18 protein-coding genes, 2 tRNA genes, 1 pseudogene and 1 other annotated feature are annotated in these 21,197 nt (G+C 37.6%); of the genes and pseudogenes, 17 read left to right on the top strand and 4 right to left on the bottom strand.

Going from position 1 to position 21,197, the window contains the following annotated elements; all coding sequences use genetic code 11:
• Positions 1 to 200 precede the first annotated feature (200 nt).
• Positions 201 to 575, top strand: coding sequence for an iron-sulfur cluster biosynthesis family protein (locus tag DIZ30_RS09160; protein WP_002287966.1), 375 nt, complete (start codon positions 201 to 203; stop codon positions 573 to 575).
• Positions 576 to 688: 113 nt separating this feature from the next.
• Here DIZ30_RS09160 and DIZ30_RS09150 read toward each other — a convergent pair whose 3' ends face one another.
• On the bottom strand, positions 689 to 1,318 hold the full coding sequence (locus DIZ30_RS09150) for an alpha/beta fold hydrolase (protein ID WP_002287965.1): 630 nt from the start codon (positions 1,316 to 1,318) through the stop codon (positions 689 to 691).
• A gap of 133 nt (positions 1,319 to 1,451) precedes the next feature.
• A tRNA-Thr gene (locus DIZ30_RS09145) sits at positions 1,452 to 1,524 on the bottom strand.
• A gap of 213 nt (positions 1,525 to 1,737) precedes the next feature.
• Between DIZ30_RS09145 and DIZ30_RS09140 the strand changes: the two genes are divergently transcribed.
• Positions 1,738 to 1,811: transfer RNA gene (locus DIZ30_RS09140), tRNA-Asn, on the top strand.
• Positions 1,812 to 1,948: 137 nt separating this feature from the next.
• On the opposite strand, the gene DIZ30_RS13530 is transcribed toward DIZ30_RS09140, so the two are convergent.
• The gene (locus tag DIZ30_RS13530; protein WP_002296289.1) at positions 1,949 to 2,113 is read right to left on the bottom strand and encodes a hypothetical protein; all 165 of its coding nucleotides are present in this window, start codon (positions 2,111 to 2,113) and stop codon (positions 1,949 to 1,951) included.
• Positions 2,114 to 2,407: 294 nt separating this feature from the next.
• On the opposite strand from DIZ30_RS13530, the gene DIZ30_RS09135 reads away from it, so the two are divergent.
• The 3 genes from DIZ30_RS09135 (at position 2,408) to DIZ30_RS09125 (ending at position 5,524) form a co-directional block, all read left to right on the top strand.
• Positions 2,408 to 3,736, top strand: coding sequence for a C1 family peptidase (locus DIZ30_RS09135; RefSeq protein WP_002294080.1), 1,329 nt, complete (start codon positions 2,408 to 2,410; stop codon positions 3,734 to 3,736).
• A gap of 201 nt (positions 3,737 to 3,937) precedes the next feature.
• Positions 3,938 to 4,771, top strand: a complete 834-nt coding sequence (locus DIZ30_RS09130; RefSeq protein ID WP_002287963.1) for a fructosamine kinase family protein — start codon at positions 3,938 to 3,940, stop codon at positions 4,769 to 4,771.
• 15 nt (positions 4,772 to 4,786) lie between these two features.
• On the top strand, positions 4,787 to 5,524 hold the full coding sequence (locus tag DIZ30_RS09125; RefSeq protein WP_002287962.1) for an acyl-ACP thioesterase domain-containing protein: 738 nt from the start codon (positions 4,787 to 4,789) through the stop codon (positions 5,522 to 5,524).
• A 154-nt stretch (positions 5,525 to 5,678) separates the two neighbouring features.
• On the opposite strand, the gene DIZ30_RS09120 is transcribed toward DIZ30_RS09125, so the two are convergent.
• Positions 5,679 to 6,647, bottom strand: a complete 969-nt coding sequence (locus tag DIZ30_RS09120) for an asparaginase (protein WP_002324589.1) — start codon at positions 6,645 to 6,647, stop codon at positions 5,679 to 5,681.
• Between the two features lie 231 nt (positions 6,648 to 6,878).
• Here DIZ30_RS09120 and DIZ30_RS09115 point away from each other — a divergent pair, with 231 nt between their 5' ends.
• From DIZ30_RS09115 to DIZ30_RS09060, 12 genes and pseudogenes are all read left to right on the top strand, one after another.
• Positions 6,879 to 7,712, top strand: a complete 834-nt coding sequence (locus DIZ30_RS09115; RefSeq protein ID WP_002287960.1) for a DUF72 domain-containing protein — start codon at positions 6,879 to 6,881, stop codon at positions 7,710 to 7,712.
• Positions 7,713 to 7,745: 33 nt separating this feature from the next.
• A complete protein-coding gene (locus tag DIZ30_RS09110; protein ID WP_002294078.1) occupies positions 7,746 to 8,585 on the top strand; it encodes a Cof-type HAD-IIB family hydrolase in 840 nt (279 codons plus the stop codon).
• Positions 8,586 to 8,610: 25 nt separating this feature from the next.
• Positions 8,611 to 9,171, top strand: a complete 561-nt coding sequence (locus DIZ30_RS09105; protein ID WP_002287958.1) for a haloacid dehalogenase — start codon at positions 8,611 to 8,613, stop codon at positions 9,169 to 9,171.
• A 198-nt stretch (positions 9,172 to 9,369) separates the two neighbouring features.
• The gene (locus DIZ30_RS09100) at positions 9,370 to 11,091 is read left to right on the top strand and encodes a septation ring formation regulator EzrA (protein ID WP_002287957.1); all 1,722 of its coding nucleotides are present in this window, start codon (positions 9,370 to 9,372) and stop codon (positions 11,089 to 11,091) included.
• Positions 11,092 to 11,256: 165 nt separating this feature from the next.
• Positions 11,257 to 12,399 carry a cysteine desulfurase family protein gene (locus DIZ30_RS09095; RefSeq protein WP_002294077.1) on the top strand — a complete coding sequence of 381 codons (1,143 nt, stop codon included), beginning with the start codon at positions 11,257 to 11,259 and terminating at the stop codon, positions 12,397 to 12,399.
• 15 nt (positions 12,400 to 12,414) lie between these two features.
• The gene (thiI, locus tag DIZ30_RS09090; protein ID WP_002287955.1) at positions 12,415 to 13,626 is read left to right on the top strand and encodes a tRNA uracil 4-sulfurtransferase ThiI; all 1,212 of its coding nucleotides are present in this window, start codon (positions 12,415 to 12,417) and stop codon (positions 13,624 to 13,626) included.
• Positions 13,627 to 14,121: 495 nt separating this feature from the next.
• A complete protein-coding gene (locus DIZ30_RS09085; protein ID WP_002287954.1) occupies positions 14,122 to 14,769 on the top strand; it encodes a redox-sensing transcriptional repressor Rex in 648 nt (215 codons plus the stop codon).
• A 128-nt stretch (positions 14,770 to 14,897) separates the two neighbouring features.
• Positions 14,898 to 15,114, top strand: a binding site (T-box leader).
• A gap of 47 nt (positions 15,115 to 15,161) precedes the next feature.
• Positions 15,162 to 17,807 (top strand): valine--tRNA ligase, encoded by a 2,646-nt coding sequence (locus DIZ30_RS09080; RefSeq protein WP_002326024.1) that lies wholly within the window; start codon positions 15,162 to 15,164, stop codon positions 17,805 to 17,807.
• Between the two features lie 309 nt (positions 17,808 to 18,116).
• Positions 18,117 to 19,430, top strand: coding sequence for a folylpolyglutamate synthase/dihydrofolate synthase family protein (locus DIZ30_RS09075; protein ID WP_002294071.1), 1,314 nt, complete (start codon positions 18,117 to 18,119; stop codon positions 19,428 to 19,430).
• Positions 19,420 to 20,073, top strand: a pseudogene (locus DIZ30_RS09070) (HAD family hydrolase). Before DIZ30_RS09075 ends, DIZ30_RS09070 begins: the two are co-directional and overlap by 11 nt.
• Before the next feature lie 54 nt (positions 20,074 to 20,127).
• Positions 20,128 to 20,820, top strand: a complete 693-nt coding sequence (gene radC, locus DIZ30_RS09065; RefSeq protein ID WP_002294069.1) for a DNA repair protein RadC — start codon at positions 20,128 to 20,130, stop codon at positions 20,818 to 20,820.
• A 149-nt stretch (positions 20,821 to 20,969) separates the two neighbouring features.
• Positions 20,970 to 21,170: a cold-shock protein gene (locus DIZ30_RS09060; protein WP_002294067.1), complete on the top strand. Its 201-nt coding sequence runs from the start codon at positions 20,970 to 20,972 to the stop codon at positions 21,168 to 21,170.
• Positions 21,171 to 21,197 lie beyond the last annotated feature (27 nt).

Genomic DNA, 21,197 nt, shown 5'->3' with positions numbered 1-21,197 from the left:
GTGTTCTCTTAGACATAAAAATTCCTCCTGGTATGTTTTCTTCTAGTCTACACACCTTAATTTTTCTGTCTAGTTAATTGTAGCCTATCCAATATCATAAGATATTTCTTACATCTTTTTGTTTTGAGCAGGACTTTAGATAATTTTATTAATATATGCTAGCATGCTTTTGTAAGAAAAAGAAAGAGGGCGTATTAGTTATGTATCTTAAAATTACGGAACAAGCACAAGAAAGATTACAAAAATATATTGATGAAGGCGCAACAGTTATATTGGATTTAGATGATGGCGTTGGGGAATATTCTAAAATGGGTGTTTGCTCTTTAGATACTAGTTTTCGTTTACTTCTTCTTGATAAAGAACAGAGAAAAAATGATTATAAACTCCAATTAGATAGTGATATTGGGGATGTTTATATAAAAGATTATTCAAAAATGTACATGGATGAACATATGACCCTTTCTTTAGATCCACGTCTAGGTGTATTTACTCTTGAAAGCCCAAGTGGTTCTTTAGACAGTCATGTTCAATTAGTAGATCTACGACCAGAAAAATTCTCTGGAATAAAACAATAACTTTCTCTCTATTGTCCATAAAACTAGTCTCAATCAAGCTGTATTGAAAAAACAAGACAACATTCTTACCATGGTAAATAAAAAGACGACACATTTTGTCGTCTTTTTTTAAATTAACTATTTTCGATAAAAGATCGCATAGCTTGTGCCATTATTTCTGGCTTTTCTCTATTCAATTCATGTTTTCCGTTTTTAATAAAGAGTAGCCGGCCATTCGTTGAAAGTTTATATAAACGTTTTGCTGCTGGTTTATTCGCATGATCTTTGGTACCGCATAAAATCAATTTAGGAAGTCGTGATGTACGAAGCTGTTTTTTGCAGTCTAATGTTTCAAGTGAACGAAGTAGGGTAAGGGTTTGTTTTTTAGATAGACCTAATTTTTCAAATATCTTAGAAGGTACGCAGTAAAAATAAATATTCTGGAAAGTAAGCAATAAGCGATTAGGAGACTCAAATTGTGGAGCGACTAAAACAACCTTTTTTAAATATGGAGAAGGAGTTGCAAGATAGTTTAAAGCAATAACAGCGCCTAAAGATAATCCACATAAAATAAAAGGTTCCTTTATCTGATTCAATTGTACTTCGATGTATTTGGTTAAGTCGTCTAAAGTAGCAGTGTCTGTGCTGTTTAAATGATTGAACAATGAAAGACTTTTGCAAGAATAACTATTGGGTAGATAAGAGATTACATCTTTCCATGATTGTTCGTCTTGGCCTAGACCATGCAAAAAAACAATTTTCATATTGCTCTCCTTTTTATAGTTATCATATAGACTTTCTTTGTACTATTAAAATATAAACATTCATTTCTTACGTCATAAAATAAAAAAACAGCGCAGACACATTGTTAAACCAACATGTTGCACTGTTTAAGGAAGCCACTTGCCGGGCTTGAACCGGCGACCTCTTCCTTACCATGGAAGCGCTCTACCAGCTGAGCTAAAGCGGCATTATCATTAATACAAATAATAGGATAACGAATATTAATGTATTTGTCAACAGAATTTTTTCGAAAAAATGTGTTTCTCTAATAGGAAAACAGATTTTAGAAAAAATAAAAATAACAAAAAATGCGAACGGTTTCTTTGATAATATAATAAAAAAATTCAAAAAAAGTATTGCGTTATTTAGAAGAAATTGATATTATATTTATGTACTTGATTCCGGCATAGCTCAGTTGGTAGTAGCGCATGACTGTTAATCATGATGTCGTAGGTTCGAGTCCTACTGCCGGAGTAAATAAAGCTTATGCAAAGAAAAAGAAATCCAATCACTTGGGTTTCTTTTTCTTTTATTATTATGATGAATCAAGCTTTCTGTTTTTGTCACGTATGTTGTAATCTTTACGAAAGAGTAGAGTTGGCTACTCATAATCAACCATACTTCCCATCATCGCTAAATACGAAATAAATCAGCATTCCTACACCAATCAAAGCACAAGCTGCACCAAGAAAAGGGATGACATTCCCAAAGTTATCTGTATTCATAAGTATGCCACCACCCACAAACAAAAAGCCGCCAGCAATCAGGTTTTTCATTTTATTCATCTCCTTTCTTATGTTATAGTATTTCCTTCTTTCAATGAGTATTTTGAAAGCTATCTTATTGTATGATGTTCTTCTAGGCCTCTTCTTTATTATACAGGCCATTTTCGTTATCTCATAGAAATATTCCTTTTTATCTGAAAACTATTGTATACCGTATGACATTTTTCTTCATGAAGTTGTAAGTATATTCTCATTCAAATGAAAATTTCATCATAGAAGAGATTGTATTTCTAAATTCTTAAGAGTAAAATACGAAGTATAACTTGGATTTGGAAGGATGATTGGATGAAAGCTATTACGCCTGATATGACAACAAAATTTAACAAACAGTTTCAAGCAAATATCAAACAGCAGGCATTGCAGCGGGCAGTTGTGAAGAACGGAATTACTGCTTCTGCTGAAAATGTTTCAGCACATGTGGAGAATACACCGGTATTTTCTATAGATTTGGCTACGGGGAAAGTGGCTAATCAAATGCAATCGGGGCGTTGCTGGATGTTTGCTGCACTGAACACATTCCGTCATAAGATGCTGAATCAATTCCATTTAAAAGAGTTTGAATTATCACAAAATTACACTTTTTTCTGGGATAAATATGAAAAGGCAAATTATTTCTATGAAAACATCATTGCAACAGGAAAAGAGGCAATCGATAGCCGGAAAGTAGCTTTCTTACTCGCTACTCCTCAACAAGATGGCGGCCAATGGGATATGATCGTTTCATTATTCCAAAAATATGGCGTTGTGCCTAAATCGGTGATGCCGGAAAGTGCGAATAGTTCAAATTCTCGAGATTTGAATAACTACTTGAACAAATTACTGCGTAAAGATGCAGTAGTGTTACGGAAAATGGTTGCTCAAGGAGAAACATTAGACGCTATTGAAGAAAAGAAAGAAGAAATGCTAGAAAGCATTTATAACTTCTTAGCTATCTCATTAGGAACACCTCCAAAAGAATTCGATTTTGAGTACCGCGATGAAGAAAAGAACTATCATCTTGACCGAGGACTGACACCACAAATTTTTTATGATAAATACATCGGTGTAAAATTAGATGATTATGTTAGCGTGATCAATGCACCAACAAAAGACAAACCATTCAATCGTTCTTATACAGTAGAGATGCTAGGAAATGTCGTTGGCGGGAAAGAAGTCAAATATCTGAATGTTGATATGGAAACTTTCAAAAAATTAGCGATTGCTCAGCTTGAAGAAGGAGAATCTGTTTGGTTTGGTTGTGATGTAGGTCAATCTTCTACTAGAACTAGTGGCATCATGGCCTTAGATGCTTATTCAATGGATGATCTATTTGATACGGATTTTACAATGACTAAAGCTGAACGTTTAGATTTTGGAGAAAGTCTGATGACCCATGCGATGGTATTGACCGGTGTTGACTTAGTAGACGGGCAATCAACAAAATGGAAAGTCGAAAATAGCTGGGGCGAAAAAGTTGGAAAGAATGGCTTCTTTGTTATGAGTGATGCCTGGATGGACGAATATACGTACCAAATCGTTGTAAGAAAAGATTTATTGACGAAAGAGCAATTAAATGCGTTCAATGAAGAACCAATTGTTCTATCTCCGTGGGATCCAATGGGTGCTTTAGCATAGACGAGTATTTCAATGAAGAGTATGTAGTAAAGATAAAAAGAGCTGGCTTAAGCCAGCTCTTTTTATCTTTAAAGTCCATTCCCTGTTTTTTATGGTTCCTGTGCTATAATTCTAAATAAAGGATAAGGATTGGAAATAATCCTTTTATCATTAAAAATATGATGACGAAGTAGAATAAAATTGGGAGTAGGGGGGAAAGTCATGGATATCCAAACTGTTTTATCTGATCTGAAATTAAATGGTAAAGTGATTCCAGTTGTTGGTGGCGATGTTAATCAGACCTATCGTATAAAAACCGAACATCGTGCTTATTTTTTAAAAATCCATCCGAATGTAAAAAAAGGATTTTTTGAAGCAGAAGTAGACGGATTAAAAGAACTGTCAGCATTCGTACGTGTACCGGATACGTATATGCTAGGTGAAACAAGTGAAGGCGCTTATTTGTTAATGGAATGGATCGAGCCGGGAAAAGGGGATCAACGAGATCTTGCTGCAGCTTTAGCTAATCTCCATCAGCAAACAGCGCCACAATTTGGTTTTCGTAAAGATAACTATTTGGGTACACTTGTTCAGAAAAATTCTTTTGAAGAAGATTGGTGGACTTTTTTCTTTAAAGATCGGCTTGAATCCCAGATTTCTTTGGCAGAAGAAACGAATCGATGGAATGTACAGCGTCAAGAAAAGTATCTGCGATTTAAAGAACGTGTATTGAAATCGGTTGAACCAAAAAAGATCACTCCACGCCTCTTGCACGGAGACCTGTGGAGTGGTAATGTGTTCTTTGACCAGCAAGGGCATCCAGTTTTTGTCGACCCAGCTGTTTCTTATGGGAATCGGGAACAAGATATTGCAATGAGCCAGTTATTCGGTGGTTTCCGACCGGAATTTTTAGATGCTTATCAAACTATATTTCCATTAGAAAAGGGATGGAAAGACCGACTGCCGATTTACCAGTTATATTATCTTTTGGCACATTTGAATATGTTTGGAGAAAGTTACGGTTCCCAAGTAGATCAATTACTAGAAAATTTTTAAGAGGAGGGCGTGTTTTTGGCAAAAAAATATACCAAAAAGCATGAAGTTTCATATTATGAGTGTGACATCAACCAAACGATGACATTTCCTTCGATGTTAGGAGTAGTTATCAAAACGTCTGAAGATCAAAGCGACCAGTTGGGAAGAGGCAGTGAATTCGTCAATAGCTTTGGACTTACTTGGGTCATCACGAATTATTCCATGGAGATTAATCGTCTCCCTAGAGTCGGTGAAGTAATCTCAGTAACGACTCAAGCCATGGAGTACAATAAGTTTTTCTGTTATCGGAACTTCTGGATCCATGATGAAGATGGGAAAGAATTAGTCAAAATAGAATCTGTTTTCGTATTGATGGATTTTGTGAATCGAAAAATGAGCAGTGTTAATGAAGAGATCATTGCTCCTTTTGAGAGTGAGAAGATCAAGAAAATCAAGCGTCAGGAAAAAATTGAAAAGATTGATTCGGGCTTCATGTTGCCATATCGTGTTCGTTTTTATGATATCGATAGTAATCAGCATGTTAATAATGCGATGTATTTTAATTGGATCATTGACGTATTAGGATATGACTTTTTGACTACGCATGTTCCAGAAAAAGTAATTATTCGATTTGATAAAGAAGTAGAGTACGGGAATGAGATCGAAAGCCATTTTGAACAAATCCCTATCGAAAATGGTGTCAAAACAAAACATGAAATCCGAATGCAAGAACAGCTGTATTGTGAAGCAAATATTATATGGAAAAATAAATAAAAAAGAGGTTGTGACAGAAGGGGGCAACTTCAAGAAATAAGAAGAAATTTACGAAAATTGTTTCTCAAATTTTTGTAAATTTTCGACTTAGTTTTCGAAGAAGCTATTTTTGTCACAGCCTCTCTTTTTAAGTTTAGCTATTAGATAATGATGTTTAGTTTTGGATAAACGAAATCAATTCTTCACCCGACAAACCATAGTTTACAGCAATCAATAGTTTTAAACGTGCTTTTTGACTATTAATACTGTTACAGAAAATAATCCCCATTTTTTCTAGTTCTTTTCCCCCGCCTTCATAATCATAAACAGGCTCTGCGATTCCATTGAAACAACGAGAAACAAGTACTACAGGGATTTTTTGGACAAGAAGCTTTTCCAAAGCAGCTAAGGCTTGTGGAGGGAGATTCCCCGCACCTAAAGCTTCGATTACCAAACCGTCTACTTTCGTATGGGCGATGGCTTCCAATAAGTCCCCTTGCATCCCAGCATATGCTTTAACGATCGGGATAGTCCCATCTACAGCGGAAATGTCCAGTCGCTTTGTTTCTAAAAGTTCCTGCAAGAATAAAATTCGATTCTTAGTTACTAAGCCGATGGGACCCAATGTAGGTGTTCGGAAAGTAGCAACATTTGTGGTATGGGTCTTTGTCACGTAGCGTGCAGAATGGATCTCATCGTTCATGACCACCAAAACCCCCTTATCTAGCGCTTCTTCACAACTTGCGACACGAATCGCACTTTCAAAATTATAAAGGCCGTCACTTCCAAGTTCATTACTTGAACGCATTGCCCCAGTCAAAACAATTGGTAATTTGTTGCCAATCGTTGTATCAAGAAAAAAAGCAGTTTCTTCTAATGTATCTGTACCGTGTGTGATCACCACTCCGGATATACCTGATGCATAAGCGGACAAGATACGTTCTTTTAATACCAACATGTGAGAAGGCATGATGTGTGGTGAGGGAAGATTGAAGATATCTTCAACTAATAATTCTACATGCTTGGGGAGTGTGATTTCTGCATCTAATAATGGGTTTGCCACATCAGGACTAACACCGCCCGTGAGCATGTTTTCTTTCATGGCGATCGTTCCGCCGGTGTGTAGTACAAGTATTTTTTTCATTTTACAGACTTCCTTACGAATAATTTTGCATAGCCGTTAAATCTTATTGTATACTATATAAAAGAGTTTTGCTATCAGTGAAGAATAACGAATAGCCTAACTTATCATAAAAAAGCTGACCTTATTAAAATGGAAAAGACTCAACCTTGACCTCCTAATACAATGGAGTATCTGGTTGAGTTTCTTTTACAAGAAAGCAGCCAAGGAAATCAATCACGAAGGTGGCCGGAAATGATCAGAATCGGATTAACATCGTTTAAAGAACATGACAAATTAACTGGTAAAAAGAATAACACTCTTTATGAATATGCAGGGTTTCTACCCTTAGTGGAATTAGATACTGCCTATTATGGAATTCCCCGAAAGTCCTCAGTTGAGAATTGGATAAGTGAAGTACCTGAATCATTTCGCTTTGTAGTCAAAGTCTATCAAGGAATCAGCGGTCAAGGAGACTGGAAGCCTTATTATCAGACCGAAGAAGAGATGATTGCGCATTTTTTAGATGTTATGTCGCCAATGGTAGATGCTGGAAAGATGTTTTGCTTTTTAGTCCAATTCCCCTCATCATTCAAATGTACGAAAGAAAATGTCCAGTACTTGCGCAAACTTAGAAAGTGGTTTGAGGGTTATCCTGTTTCTATAGAATTGCGGGATTATTCTTGGTACAGCGATGAATTTCTTGAACGTACAAGAAACTTTATGTCTAGAGCCGCTTTTTCTTTAGCCATCATCGATGAGCCACAGTTGCTGAATACAACGATTCCTTTTGATCCATTTGTCACCAATCCGAACTTTGCTCTTTTTCGATTCCATGGTAGGAATGCGCAAGGATGGCAAGCAAATGATAAAGAGTGGCGTAAAAAAAGAACGTTATATCGTTATTCAGAAAAAGAACTGCAAGAACTAGCACATGAAGTCAAAGTAGTTGATTCTAAGACAAAAGAGGTAGGTGTGATTTTTAATAATAATTCTGGTGGTGATGCGGCTGAAAATGCATTAGCACTGCAAAAAATATTAAATATCAAGCCAGATGGACTCAATCCAACCCAAATGGATCTGTTTTAAGGGCTTATTTTATTCAAGAAAGGGGCGAAGTCTATGATCAAAGCTATTTTTTTTGATATTGACGGAACATTGGTCACCAATCGTTCAAAAGCGTTGGAATCAACAAAACAAGCAATTGAATATGCTCGGAAAAACGGCATTTTATGCGGTGTAGCAACGGGGCGCAGCCCAGTAAAGATCAAAGAAATCATTGATGAATTGGAATTAGATATGTATGTCGTGTATAATGGTCAACTGGTTTTTACTGCAGATCGCACGATTATCGACCACCCTTTTGAACAAAAAGTATTGGAACATATTGTTGAATTTGCAGATGAGAACCATCGACAAATCGTTTTTGGTGCGAGAAATCGGTTAGATGGATCAACGACGATGCTATTAGGACAATCGATTTTTATCAAGCGACTAGTCAGCTTTTTACCGCGTAAATTCCCGGTACGTCTGATGAAAAAAATCCTCCAGGTTTTTAGCCCTCACCGACAAAAGGATCGTTATGAAACGTTAGAGATATTAAAAGAACCAATTTATCAATGTATATTGCTCAGTCCGGAGTCAGAACAGAAAAAGTTAGAACATCGCTTTCCCGAGTGTACGTTTCAGCGTTCAAATACGTATACTGTAGATATCATCCCAAAAGGTGGTTCAAAATTACTAGGCATCCAAGCTTTCGCAAATGCTGTCGGAATTGAAATGGAAGAAATTATGGCATTCGGCGATCATTACAATGATATCGAGATGCTGAAAGGTGTAGGAATTGGAGTGGCCATGGGGAATGCTCAGATCGAAGTAAAACATGCTGCAGACTTTGTGACTCAATCAAATGAAGAAGATGGGATATACGAAGGACTGAAACACTTCGGTCTGATTTATTAGTCAATGAAAGAAGGAAAAAATCAGTATGGAAGCAGAGACACCTTTTCAAAAAGTAGAAACATTCCACAAAACTTTTGATCCAAGAAGACCAGAGATACCCACGGCTTTTACAGAAAATGAAGCTCATACACGTGCTGCGTTCAAAATAGAAGAACTTGTTGAATTTGTTGCAGCTACTTCACCTAATAAAGAACAACTGCATGAAGCTGTTATGCTGCTGCACGAAGCATTAGATAAAGCAGAAGAAAAAATACTTGGTAAAACACAGTGGGGAAGTGATCCGCTGGTTGAACAAGTAGATGCACTGACAGATATCCTTTACTTTACTTATGGTTCTTTTTCATTACTAGGAATAGTGCCTGATCGAATATTCGAAATCGTCCATCAGGCAAATATGGGGAAATTATTTCCAGATGGAAAACCTCATTATGACCCTGTAACAAATAAAGTGTTGAAACCTGAAAACTGGCAGATGGAATATGCTCCAGAACCTAAAATCGCGGCAGAAATCCAACGTCAGATTCAAGAAGCGATTGCTAAGAAGAAATCCGCTGATATAGGCATGTGCACAAATGAAAAAGAGTGATCAGAGTTTCACTATTTTTGTTATCTTTATACGATGGAAAAACAAAAGATTTTCGTTTAAGCTAGTGAATGCATGAAAATAGTATGCTATAATCTAGAATAGATGTCTTTTGCACGAGAGACGTATTATTTGGATTTATGCCAAGCAGAACGCCATCTGTTGCATAAAAGATGCATACTGAAAACGGAGGAACCATAAATGGGAAATAATGTTATCATCGGAATCGTCATTGCAATCATTATAGTCGCCATTGTCGTCTTTTTGGTTAGTTACTTGATGAAGAAAAAAAACCAAGATCGATTGGATGCCTTAGAAAAACGCAAGGAAGAATTATTTGACTTGCCAGTGATTGAAGAAGTCGATGATGTTAAAAAAATGCATCTGGTTGGGCAAAGCCAAAATACCTTTCGTGAATGGAGTCAAAAATGGAATGACATATCTACTTCCTCGTTCGCTGAACTAGAAAGTCAAATTTTCGAAGTGGAAAACCTCAATGAAAGTTTTCGGTTCTTAAAAGGAAAAAAAGCAGTTGTTGAAGCAGAAGCTACAATGGACCAAATGGAGAAACAAGTGACGGAAATCCGTGAAGGTCTAAAGGAATTGCGGGAAACGGAAGAACGCAACTCACTAGCTGTTCAGCAGGCACTTGACGTCTATGAAGAACTGAAAGAAAAAGTCAGAGAAGACGAGCATGAATACGGACCAGCTCTTTTTGAATTGCAAAAACAGATCAAAGTGATCGAAAAAGAATTTACGCAGTTTGTGACTTTAAACACTTCTGGAGACCCTGTTGAAGCCCGCGAGGTTTTGGATAAAGCAGAAAAACATACGTATGAAGTGGAAGCTCTGATGAAAAAAATTCCACCGCTGTATGAGGAGCTCCATACCACTTTCCCTGAACAACTTGAAGAAATCAGTGATACTTACGAGAAATTGATGGAAGAACAATATGTATTCCCAGAAGAAGATCTTGCTGAAGATATCGCAAAAGTAAGTCGAAGAATTGAAAATTCATTAGCCAATCTTGAAAAAACAGAAGTTGAAACGGTCGAATTTGAAAACCGTGAAACAGCTGATTTGATTGATTCGTTATATGATATCTTAGAACGGGAAATGGAAGCTCAGAGATATGTAAAAACTAACCAATCAACGATTGCAGAGTATATCAAACATACAACAAAGAATAACCGTCAATTATTGATTGAGCTGGACCACACATCTCAAAGCTATACATTGAACCACAATGAAATTGGCCGTGTACGAGGTTTCCAAACCGAAGTGGAAGAAATGGAACGTCAAAATGAACAGATGATTCCACAGATCCGTCAACACGAAATTCCTTATTCAGAAGTGCGCACGTTCTATAAAACAGTCTTCAAAGTCTTAGAAGATATCGAAAAGCAACAAGTAGAGATCGACGACTCATTACATGAATTGAGAAAAGGCGAAAAAGAAGCGCAAGAAAAGATCGATACATTCGAATTCAAATTGCGCAGTTTGAAACGTTTTGTAGAAAAACAACGTTTGCCTGGCTTGCCGAATGATTACCTAGAATTCTTTTTTGTTGCTACTGACCGTATTGAAGAACTAAGTGTTGTCTTGAATAAAATTCGAGTAAACATGGAAGAGGTCAATCGTTTAGTTGCTCTATGTGAAGAAGATCTAGAATTATTAGATAAGAAGACACATGATTTAGTAGATGCAGCAGCATTAACGGAGCAAATGCTCCAATATGCAAATCGTTATCGTCATACACACGAAGAAGTGAGAGAAGCAATTGATAAAAGCTACTATTTATTCAATAAAGAATATCACTATCAAGAAGCATTAGACGAAATCGGTACAGCATTAGAGCGAGTAGAACCAGGTGCTTTCAAACGCATCGAAGATTTTTATTTCAATCATCCAGACTTAGTATAAAGCAAAAAAAGTTAGTAAACCAGCAAGAGCAAGACGGATTATTGTCTTGTTCTTGTCTTTTTTTGTATATTTGAAAATTGAAACAAGTGAAAATTTCACCTGCTCTTGAAAGCACCTTGGACAACCGTTATAATAGAAAAGAATTTCAAAAAAGAGGGGTTTCTTATGATATATTTTGATAACAGTGCAACAACCCCAATCTTTCCGCAAAGCTTAGATGCATATGTAAAAACCAGTCAGCGGATTATTGGGAATCCATCAAGCTTGCATGATTTAGGCAATCAAGCTAACCGGTTGTTGCAGCAAGCAAGAAAGCAGATCGCTGATTTGATCCATGTAGAACCAGAAGAAATCTATTTTACTTCAGGCGGAACAGAAGGAGATAACTGGGTATTAAAAGGAACGATGATCGAAAAAAGAGAGTATGGGAATCATATGATCATTTCAGGAGTCGAACATCCGGCCGTCAGCGAGACAGCAGAACAATTAAAAGAATTAGGAATCGAAGTAAGTATCGCCCCAGTGGATAAACGCGGATTTGTACGTGTCGACGAATTGAAAGAATTAATAAGAAAAGAGACAGTATTAGTCTCTGTTATGGCTGTGAATAATGAAGTAGGATCGATTCAGCCCATCCAGGAAATCAGTGATCTTTTGGATGATTTTCCTAAAATTCATTTCCATGTAGATGCTGTTCAGGCGATTGGAAAAGTACCATTCTCGCAATGGTTGACAGAAAGAGTTGATTTTGCAACATTTTCAGCTCATAAATTCCATGGCCCACGGGGAACTGGTTTCATTTATTGGAAAAAGGGTCGTCGTTTAGCACCATTACTGACAGGTGGAGGGCAAGAAAGAAATCAGCGAAGTGGGACAGAAAATGTTCCAGGTATTGTGGCTATGGCTAAAGCTTTACGTTTATCATTAGAGATAAAGGAACAAAAACCTGAGCAGACACAACGCTTAAAAGTAGCTCTAATCAATGCGTTGAAGACGTATGAGAAAGTGACGATTTTTTCAGAAGGAACTGACTATGCACCGCATATTTTATGTTTTGCTCTAAAAGGAATTCGCGGCGAAGTTCTCGTCCATGCCTTAGAAGAAAAACAAATATTTGTTTCTACTACTAGTGCCTGCTCCTCACGTAAACATATGGCAAGCAGTACATTGCACGCAATGCATGTACCAAATGATCTGGCTACATCTGCTGTTCGAATCAGCTTAGATGAAAACAATTCGCTTGCAGAAGTCGAGCAATTTATGATTATTTTCAAGCAGCTTTATAAGAAATTTTCTGCAATCAATTAAAAGAGGAGTGTTCTTGTGAAATACAGTGAAATTATGGTCCGTTATGGGGAACTTTCGACAAAAGGAAAGAATCGAAAAAGCTTTATCATGCAACTAGCACAAAATGTCAGACAAGCTTTGAAAGACTTTCCAGAAATCAAAATCCATGCTGATCGGGACCGGATGCATCTTTTATTGAATGGCGCAGACGGGCAGCTAGTTATTCCAAAACTAGCAAAAATATTTGGGATCCAAAATTTTTCTCCAAGTATTCGTGTAGAAAAAGATGTCGAAGTTTTAAAACAAGCTGTTCAAGACATCATGAAAGAAATTTATACTGGGAAAGAAACATTTAAAATTATCGCTAAAAGAAGCGATCACCAATTTGAATTGACAAGTAATGAATTGAATCAAACATTAGGTAATGCTGTTTTTGATATTTTCCCGCATATCCAAGTTCAAATGCGTCAACCAGATATTCCATTACGTGTAGAGATTCGGCGTGATGGCGCTTATCTATCGTATGAAACGATCAAGGGAGCTGGAGGATTGCCCGTAGGAACAAGCGGAAAAGGAATGCTTATGCTTTCTGGGGGGATTGATTCTCCTGTAGCAGGGTACTTTGCCATGAAGCGGGGAGTGGAAATTGAAGCTGTTCATTTTGCTAGTCCGCCGTATACAAGTGAACAAGCACTGCAAAAAGCAAAAGATCTAACAGCCAAACTAGCACCTTATGTGGGAACGATCCATTTTATCGAAGTGCCATTTACCGAGATTCAAGAAGAAATCAAAAAGTCAGTGCCACAAGGATATTGGATGACAATTACTCGTCGAATGATGTTGCGTTTGACCGATGAAATTCGCCGTATTCGTCATGGTTTAGTCATTTTGAATGGTGAATCATTAGGTCAAGTGGCTTCACAAACTTTGCAAAGTATGGTGGCTATCAATGAAGTAACGAATACGCCAATCATTCGGCCTGTAGCGACAATGGATAAACTTGAAATCATTGAAGTAGCAGAACAGATCGATACATTTAATCTTTCTATCCAGCCTTTTGAAGATTGCTGTACGATTTTTGCTCCTCCACAGCCAAAAACACGCCCTCAACTGGAAAAGGTCCATCAATATGAAGAGCGTTTAGCAATAGATGAAATGATCCAACGAGCACTAGCTGGCTTGAAGATGGAAGAGATACAAGCAGAATCGTCTAATGAAAAAACTGAAGAATTTTCAGAATTGCTATAAGAGGTTATGAAAATAGTGTTTTGACCAGAGTATTAGAGAAACAAAACGAAAAAATAGCTCCATGTATTTTACCGTTTTTGAACTAATGTCGAAGATTAGCTGATTGAATACCATTTATCAAGAAGTTATGGAAAAGCCGGTTCTTTTTTACTAACTGAAAAATAAAATTTTATTTAGAGATCAAGCTACAGTTGATAAATGATATAAAAAAGAGAATTTCCCATGAAATAGCGAGGTTGTGACAGAAGTGGGCAGCTTCAAGAAATAAGAAGGAATTTACGAAAATTGCTTTTCAAATTTTTGTGAAATTTCGGCTTATTTCCGAAGAAGTTACTTCTGGAACACCGTTTATTCGGAAAACGGAACTGCGACAAGACTTTTGTCACAGTTCCGTTTTATTTGTCTCACACCCTTTTCCTTCCTACTTGTAACCTTGCTCCCGGGTTAGAAACATGTTACACTAAATATGTGAAATTATTAACAAGGAGCGTCGTTATGCGAGAAAAAACAGATACACTGCCAAAAGCAACTGCGAAAAGATTACCTTTATATTTACGCTACTTGAAGATGCTGGATGACTCAGGCATAAGTAGAATCAAATCAAATGAGTTTAGCGAAATCACCCAAATTCCTTCTGCAACGATCCGCAGAGACTTCTCGCAATTAGGCGAGCTAGGCAGAAGCGGATATGGCTATGATGTCCCTTTCCTTATCGATGTATTCAATAATATCCTTAATACTAAAGAAGAAAAACGAATCGCATTAGTAGGATATGGAAATCTTGGCAAAGCATTGAAACACAACAATTTTAGAAGAAATGAAAATCTAAATATCGTGTGCGTCTTTGATAATGATCCAGCACTGATCAATCGAGTAATTGATGGAGAAATGATCTATCCGATTGATCGTTTCGCGGAGATAGCCAAAGCAAAAAATGTGACAGTAGCAATCTCTACGGTACCAAGTAAATATTCACAATCTGCTATTGATGAAATTGTCAAAGGAAATGTAACCGCTATACTTAATTTTGCGCCTGACAGAGTAACTGTCCCAGCTTATGTCAATGTTCAATACATTGATTTGACAACCGAGTTGCAGACGCTTATTTACTTTGATGAGAATTACTCAGAAGTTTTTTCTTAGGAAAATTTGAGTAGGCTTATTGATCTTGCGAGAACTCGTCGTAATTCTTTCAAAAATTTTTTAGTACTAAATGAAGTGGTTTTTTCACGACCACTTGTTGACTAAAAAAAAAAACCATTGTAGAATGAAGCATAACGCTGAACAAGAGGAGTAACTGGCACATTCATTCTTAGAGAGAGAACTATCTGCTGAAAGGTTCTCAATGACAACCAGTGAAGGTAGCTTGGGAGTTTCTGTCTTGAATGGAGTAGAGATAGACGAGTCGTGATCGTTAACTCACTTGAGAGGCAATAATGATTGATTATTGCAATTTAGGTGGTACCGCGTAAATCATACGTCCTAGAATACGAAAGTATTTTAGGACGTTTTTTAGTTTAAAGGAGGAAAACAGCATGACGGAAGAAAATGACCTATCAACAAAATATAATCCGCAAGAAGTTGAAGCTGGACGTTATCAGCATTGGTTAGAACAAGATTTGTTTAAACCGAGCGGAGATAAAAAAGCAAAACCTTATTCAATCGTAATCCCGCCCCCAAATGTTACTGGAAAACTTCATTTAGGGCATGCTTGGGATACGACCTTGCAAGATATGCTGATTCGTCAAAAGAGAATGCAAGGATATGATACTTTATGGCTGCCTGGTATGGACCATGCAGGAATCGCGACACAAGCAAAAGTAGAAGCGAAGCTTAGAGAGCAAGGGATTTCTCGTTATGATCTAGGTCGTGAAAAGTTCATCGATCAAGTGTGGGAATGGAAAGAAGAGTATGCGAGCCACATCCGCGAACAGTGGGCTAAAATGGGCTTATCTTTAGATTACAGTAGGGAACGTTTTACATTAGATGATGGATTATCTGAAGCAGTACGTAAAGTTTTTGTTACCTTATACGAAAAAGGTTTGATTTATCGTGGTGAATATATCATCAACTGGGATCCTCAAGCACGAACAGCTCTATCTGATATCGAAGTTATTCATAAAGATATCGAAGGCGCCTTTTATCATATGAGCTATGAACTAGCAGATGGATCAGGCGTAGTAGAAATTGCGACAACCCGTCCAGAAACGATGTTGGGAGATACGGCGATTGCTGTTCATCCAGAAGACGAGCGTTATCAAGCGCTCATCGGCAAAAAAGTGATTCTACCTTTAGTCAATAAAGAAATCCCAATCATTGCAGATGAATATGTAGATATGGAATTCGGGACAGGTGTAGTAAAAATCACTCCAGCACATGATCCAAACGACTTTGAGGTAGGTAATCGTCATGATCTTCCACGCGTAAATGTTATGGATGATGATGGTACGATGAATGAACTAGCAGGAAAATATGCTGGAATGGATCGTTTTGCTGCTCGTAAAGCAATCGTGCAAGATCTGAAAGAAATCGGTCGATTGATTAAAATCGATACGATGATCCACAGTGTGGGTCATTCCGAGCGGACAGGTGTCGTTGTTGAACCTCGGCTGTCTACTCAATGGTTTGTAAAAATGGCGCCGTTAGCGAAAAAAGCCATTGATAACCAAGAAACAGATCAAGCAGTGGAATTCTTCCCTCCAAGATTCAATCAAACGTTTTTACGTTGGATGGAAAATGTCCATGATTGGGTAATCTCACGACAATTATGGTGGGGACATCAAATTCCTGCATGGTATCACAAAGAAACAGGTGAAATGTATGTAGGGATGGAAGCACCAGCGGATAGTGAAAACTGGGTACAAGATCCTGATGTTTTAGACACTTGGTTTAGTTCAGCTTTGTGGCCTTTCTCAACAATGGGCTGGCCAGATACGGAAAGCGAAGATTATAAGCGATACTTCCCTACTAGCACTTTAGTAACCGGTTATGACATCATTTTCTTCTGGGTAAGCAGAATGATTTTCCAAAGCTTGGAATTTACTGGCGAACGTCCATTTGAGAATGTCTTGATTCATGGATTGATCCGTGACGAACAAGGGCGGAAGATGAGTAAATCATTAGGTAATGGAATCGATCCGATGGAAGTAATCGAAAAGTATGGAGCAGATGCTCTCCGCTGGTTCTTATCGAATGGTTCTGCACCAGGACAAGATGTCCGCTTCAGCTATGAAAAAATGGATGCTTCTTGGAACTTTATCAACAAAATCTGGAATGCTTCACGTTTCGTTATCATGAATATCGAAGGAATGACCGTAGAAGAGATCGATTTATCTGGAGAAAAATCAGTGGCTGACCGGTGGATCCTTACTCGTTTGAATGAAACGATCGAACGAGTAACTGAGCTATTTGATCGTTTTGAATTTGGTGAAGCAGGTCGACAACTGTATAACTTTATCTGGGATGATTTTTGTGACTGGTACATCGAAATGAGTAAAGAAGTACTTTATGGAGATGATGCTGTTTCAAAACAAACCACCCGTAGCATCTTAGTTCATACACTTGATCAGATCCTACGTTTATTGCATCCAATCATGCCATTCGTTACAGAAGAAATATGGGAACATATTCCTCATCAGGGAAATTCTCTAGTAGTGGCAGAATATCCTGTTGTACGTCCAGAGTTTGATGATGAAACAGCTTCTAAAGGGATGGAAGTATTGAAAGAATTGATTCGAGCCGTTCGAAATATTCGTTCAGAAGTGAATACACCATTGTCTAAACCAATTACGTTGCTAATTAAAACAAACGATGCTAAAATCGATCAATTTTTAGTTGAAAATACAAGCTATATCGAACGCTTCTGTAATCCCGAAGAGTTGACGATATCAAGTGAGATCACTGCGCCAGATCTAGCGATGTCAGCTGTTCTGACAGGTGCAGAAATCTTCTTGCCGTTAGCAGGATTGATCAATATTGAAGAAGAAATCAAACGATTAGAAAAAGAACTGGAAAAGTGGACAAGCGAAGTAAAACGTGTCCAAGGAAAACTTTCTAATGAACGTTTTGTTTCTAACGCGCCGGAAGAAGTAGTAGAGGCAGAGCGTGCAAAAGAAAAAGATTATTTAGAGAAGCAAACGGCTGTCAAAGAACGAATCGAAAGTTTGCGTACTATTCAATAAGAATAGAAAAAGAGAGTGTTCAATCAGCTAGCTATTACTAAAAGCTAGCTGATTGAACATCGTTACAGGAAAGAGTTTGAGCCTCACTCTTAGCTTCGATTCATAAGGAGATGTGACATAAATTTTGTCACATCTCTTTTTTAGTCTACTCTTATTATGTAGGAGAAGGAGGGAGATGGATCATGTATCAAGAGTCAATAAAGTAGTTGATAAAATCGTTCCTCTCTCTGTTTCTTTTCTCTTTGTCATACTTTTATTTTTCTTATGTGTTCTATTTGTTATAATAAAAGAGAAATGGGGGAATTGTTGATGACGATTGAAGAAGCAATAGAATGGATCCATAGTCGATTACCATTTGGTTCACGTCCTGGCCTTGACCGAGTCGAAGCTTTATTAGAAGTGGTAGGGCATCCAGAGAGAAAAGTAAAAACGATCCATATCGCTGGAACAAACGGAAAAGGTTCTACTGTAGCTTATTTGAGAAGCCTATTAGAAGAGGCTGGGCTGACAGTAGGTACATTTACTTCACCTTATATCGAAACGTTCAATGAACGGATCGCAATCAATGGCAAAAGCATCCCAGACAATGATTTGATCCAGCTTGTAAAAAAATATCAGCCACTGATCAAACAACTTGATCAATTTGAAGCAGTAGCTGGTATTACTGAATTCGAGACATTAACAGCAATGGCATTTGATTATTTTTTGATGAAGAAAGTGGACGTAGCGATTATCGAAGTTGGCTTAGGCGGCTTATTGGATTCTACCAATGTAGCTGTACCAATGCTGACGGGAATAACAACGATTGGACTTGATCATACCGAAATACTTGGAGATACAATTGAAGAAATCGCTGCACAAAAAGCTGGAATCATCAAACAGGGCGTTCCAGTAGTAACAGGAAATATTGCCCCAGAAGCTTTTACTGTCATCCAACAAACAGCTAAAGCAAAAAATGCACCGCTTTATGTATACGGGGAAAATTATAAAATAAACTATCTGCATCCTGATGAGATGTGGGGAGAAGTATTTGAATTTTTTAATGAAATAGGAAAGATCCCTCAATTAACCACTCCGCTTTTAGGGCAACATCAAGCTGAAAATGCAGGAGTAGCCATCGAATTGTATTTTGTTTACTGTCAATTGGAAAAGCTGCCTTTCCGAGAAAAAGATGTTTTGAAGGGATTGAAGAAATCTCGATGGCCAGGAAGAATGGAGCGTTTGAGTAACGAGCCATTAGTTGTTTTAGATGGTGCCCATAATACGCATGCAATGAACCGGCTTGTTGAGAATTTGAAAAAAGAATTCAAAGGATATCAAATCAACATTTTGTTTTCCGCCTTACGAACTAAAAATGTTAGAGAAATGCTAGAACGATTGCAGCAAGTACCAAATGTCCATATTTATTTGACGACCTTTGAACATCCAAAAGCCATCGAATTAAGTGAAGTATCAGATTTAGCAAGTGAGAGAGTATCAATCGTTTCATTGTGGCAATTCGGATTAGCAGATATATTGGAAAAGATGACAAATGAAGACGTATTAGTTGTGACCGGTTCACTTTATTTCATTTCAGAAGTTCGCCATTTATTAATACAATTAGGAGGAGATCATGAAGTATAATGCAGTGATTTTTGACATGGATGGTTTGCTGTTCGACACAGAGTTAGTGTATTACGAAGCCACACAAGTAGTAGCAGACAAGATGGGTTTTCCTTATGATAAAGACCTGTATTTAAAATTCTTAGGTGTTTCAGATGAAGAAGTATGGGCGAATTATCATATGATTTTCTCGGAATTTGGCAAAACAAGTGTACAAAGATTCATAGATGATTCATACTAGGAAACGCTTGAACGTTTTTCGCAAGGAGCGGTACAAATGAAGCCCGGTGTGTTGGAACTCCTCTCTTTTTTAGAAGAACATCAGATTCCCAAAGTTGTCGCTTCCAGTAACCAACGAGCAGTCATTGAACTTTTATTGAAGAAGAACAATCTGTTTGAACGATTTGAGACGATTGTTTCTGCAGAAAATGTTCAACGAGCAAAACCAGACCCAGAAATTTTCTTGTTAGCTAATCAGAAGCTAGGTACAGCGAAGAAAGAAACATTGATTTTAGAAGATTCACAAAATGGTATTTTAGCAGCTTCTGCGGCTGAGATCCCGGTAGTCATGGTACCAGATCTGCTTCCACCATCTCAAGAATTGATCAAAAAAACAGCTGGGGTTGTTTCTTCTTTACATGAAATCCCTGCATTGTTAAAATAAAAATCCATCTCTTTTCGTATCTTATTTTAGATAAGATAGAAAGGAGATGTTTTTTTGGGAAAACGATTGATCAAAGAAGTACCTACTAGCTCTTTACCAAGGGAACGTATGGAAATTTATGGCGCGGAAGCTTTATCGGATCAGGAGCTTTTGGCAATCTTACTGCGTACCGGTCAACACCCTTATAGTGTGATGTCGATTGCTGGAAATCTGTTAAAAACGTTTGGAGGACTGGCCTCTTTACGACAGGCTACTTTGCATGAGTTAGAAGAGATTCGAGGGATAGGACGCGTGAAAGCAATCGAAATCAAAGCCTTGATCGAATTAGGTCGACGAATTCAGACGGATCATGAAAGAGCGGCTCCACCGGTTCGTACCAGCTACGAATTGGCCCAGCAATTGATTCTGGAAATGAAAGATCACAAACAAGAACATTTGGTTTGTATTTATTTGGACACGAAGAATCAAGTGATCTTAAAAAAAACAGTGTTCATCGGTTCGCTGAATCAGTCAGTCGCTCATCCTAGAGAAATTTTCCATTATGCTGTACGTTATTGTGCAGCAAGGATCGTTTTAGCGCATAATCATCCTTCTGGTAATGTTATTCCATCGCAGCAGGATATGAATTTTACCAAAAGGATACAAAAGTGTGGAGAAATGATGGGGATCACTGTACTGGACCACTTGATCATCGGACGCAAACGATATTTTAGTTTGAGAGAAGAAGGAATGATGGAAGAGAAGTAAGTTGCTTTCTTGCAAAAAAAATGAAGCAAGTGTACAATTGTATTGTAATTTTGTTTGGGAATAGAAGTTGAAACATCTGTTGCACCTCTATCGTACACGAGCAATGTTACAATTTAAATTAGTGCTTTTGGCACGAGGAGGATATTATTATGGAAAACGGAACAGTAAAATGGTTCAACGCTGAAAAAGGATTTGGATTTATCTCACGTGAAGATGGAAGCGACGTATTCGTTCACTTCTCAGCTATCCAAGGTGACGGATTCAAAACATTAGAAGAAGGTCAAGCAGTGACTTTCGACGTTGAAGAATCAGACCGCGGCCCACAAGCTGCAAACGTTGTAAAAGCTTAATTTTATCTGTAAATCAAATTGATGGTA

Source organism: Enterococcus sp. H57 (assembly GCF_003112495.1).
GTDB classification, from domain to species: Bacteria; Bacillota; Bacilli; order Lactobacillales; family Enterococcaceae; genus Enterococcus_B; species Enterococcus_B faecium.
The sequence above is the reverse complement of the archived record's forward strand: the minus strand, read 5'-3'. Positions and strand labels throughout refer to the sequence as shown.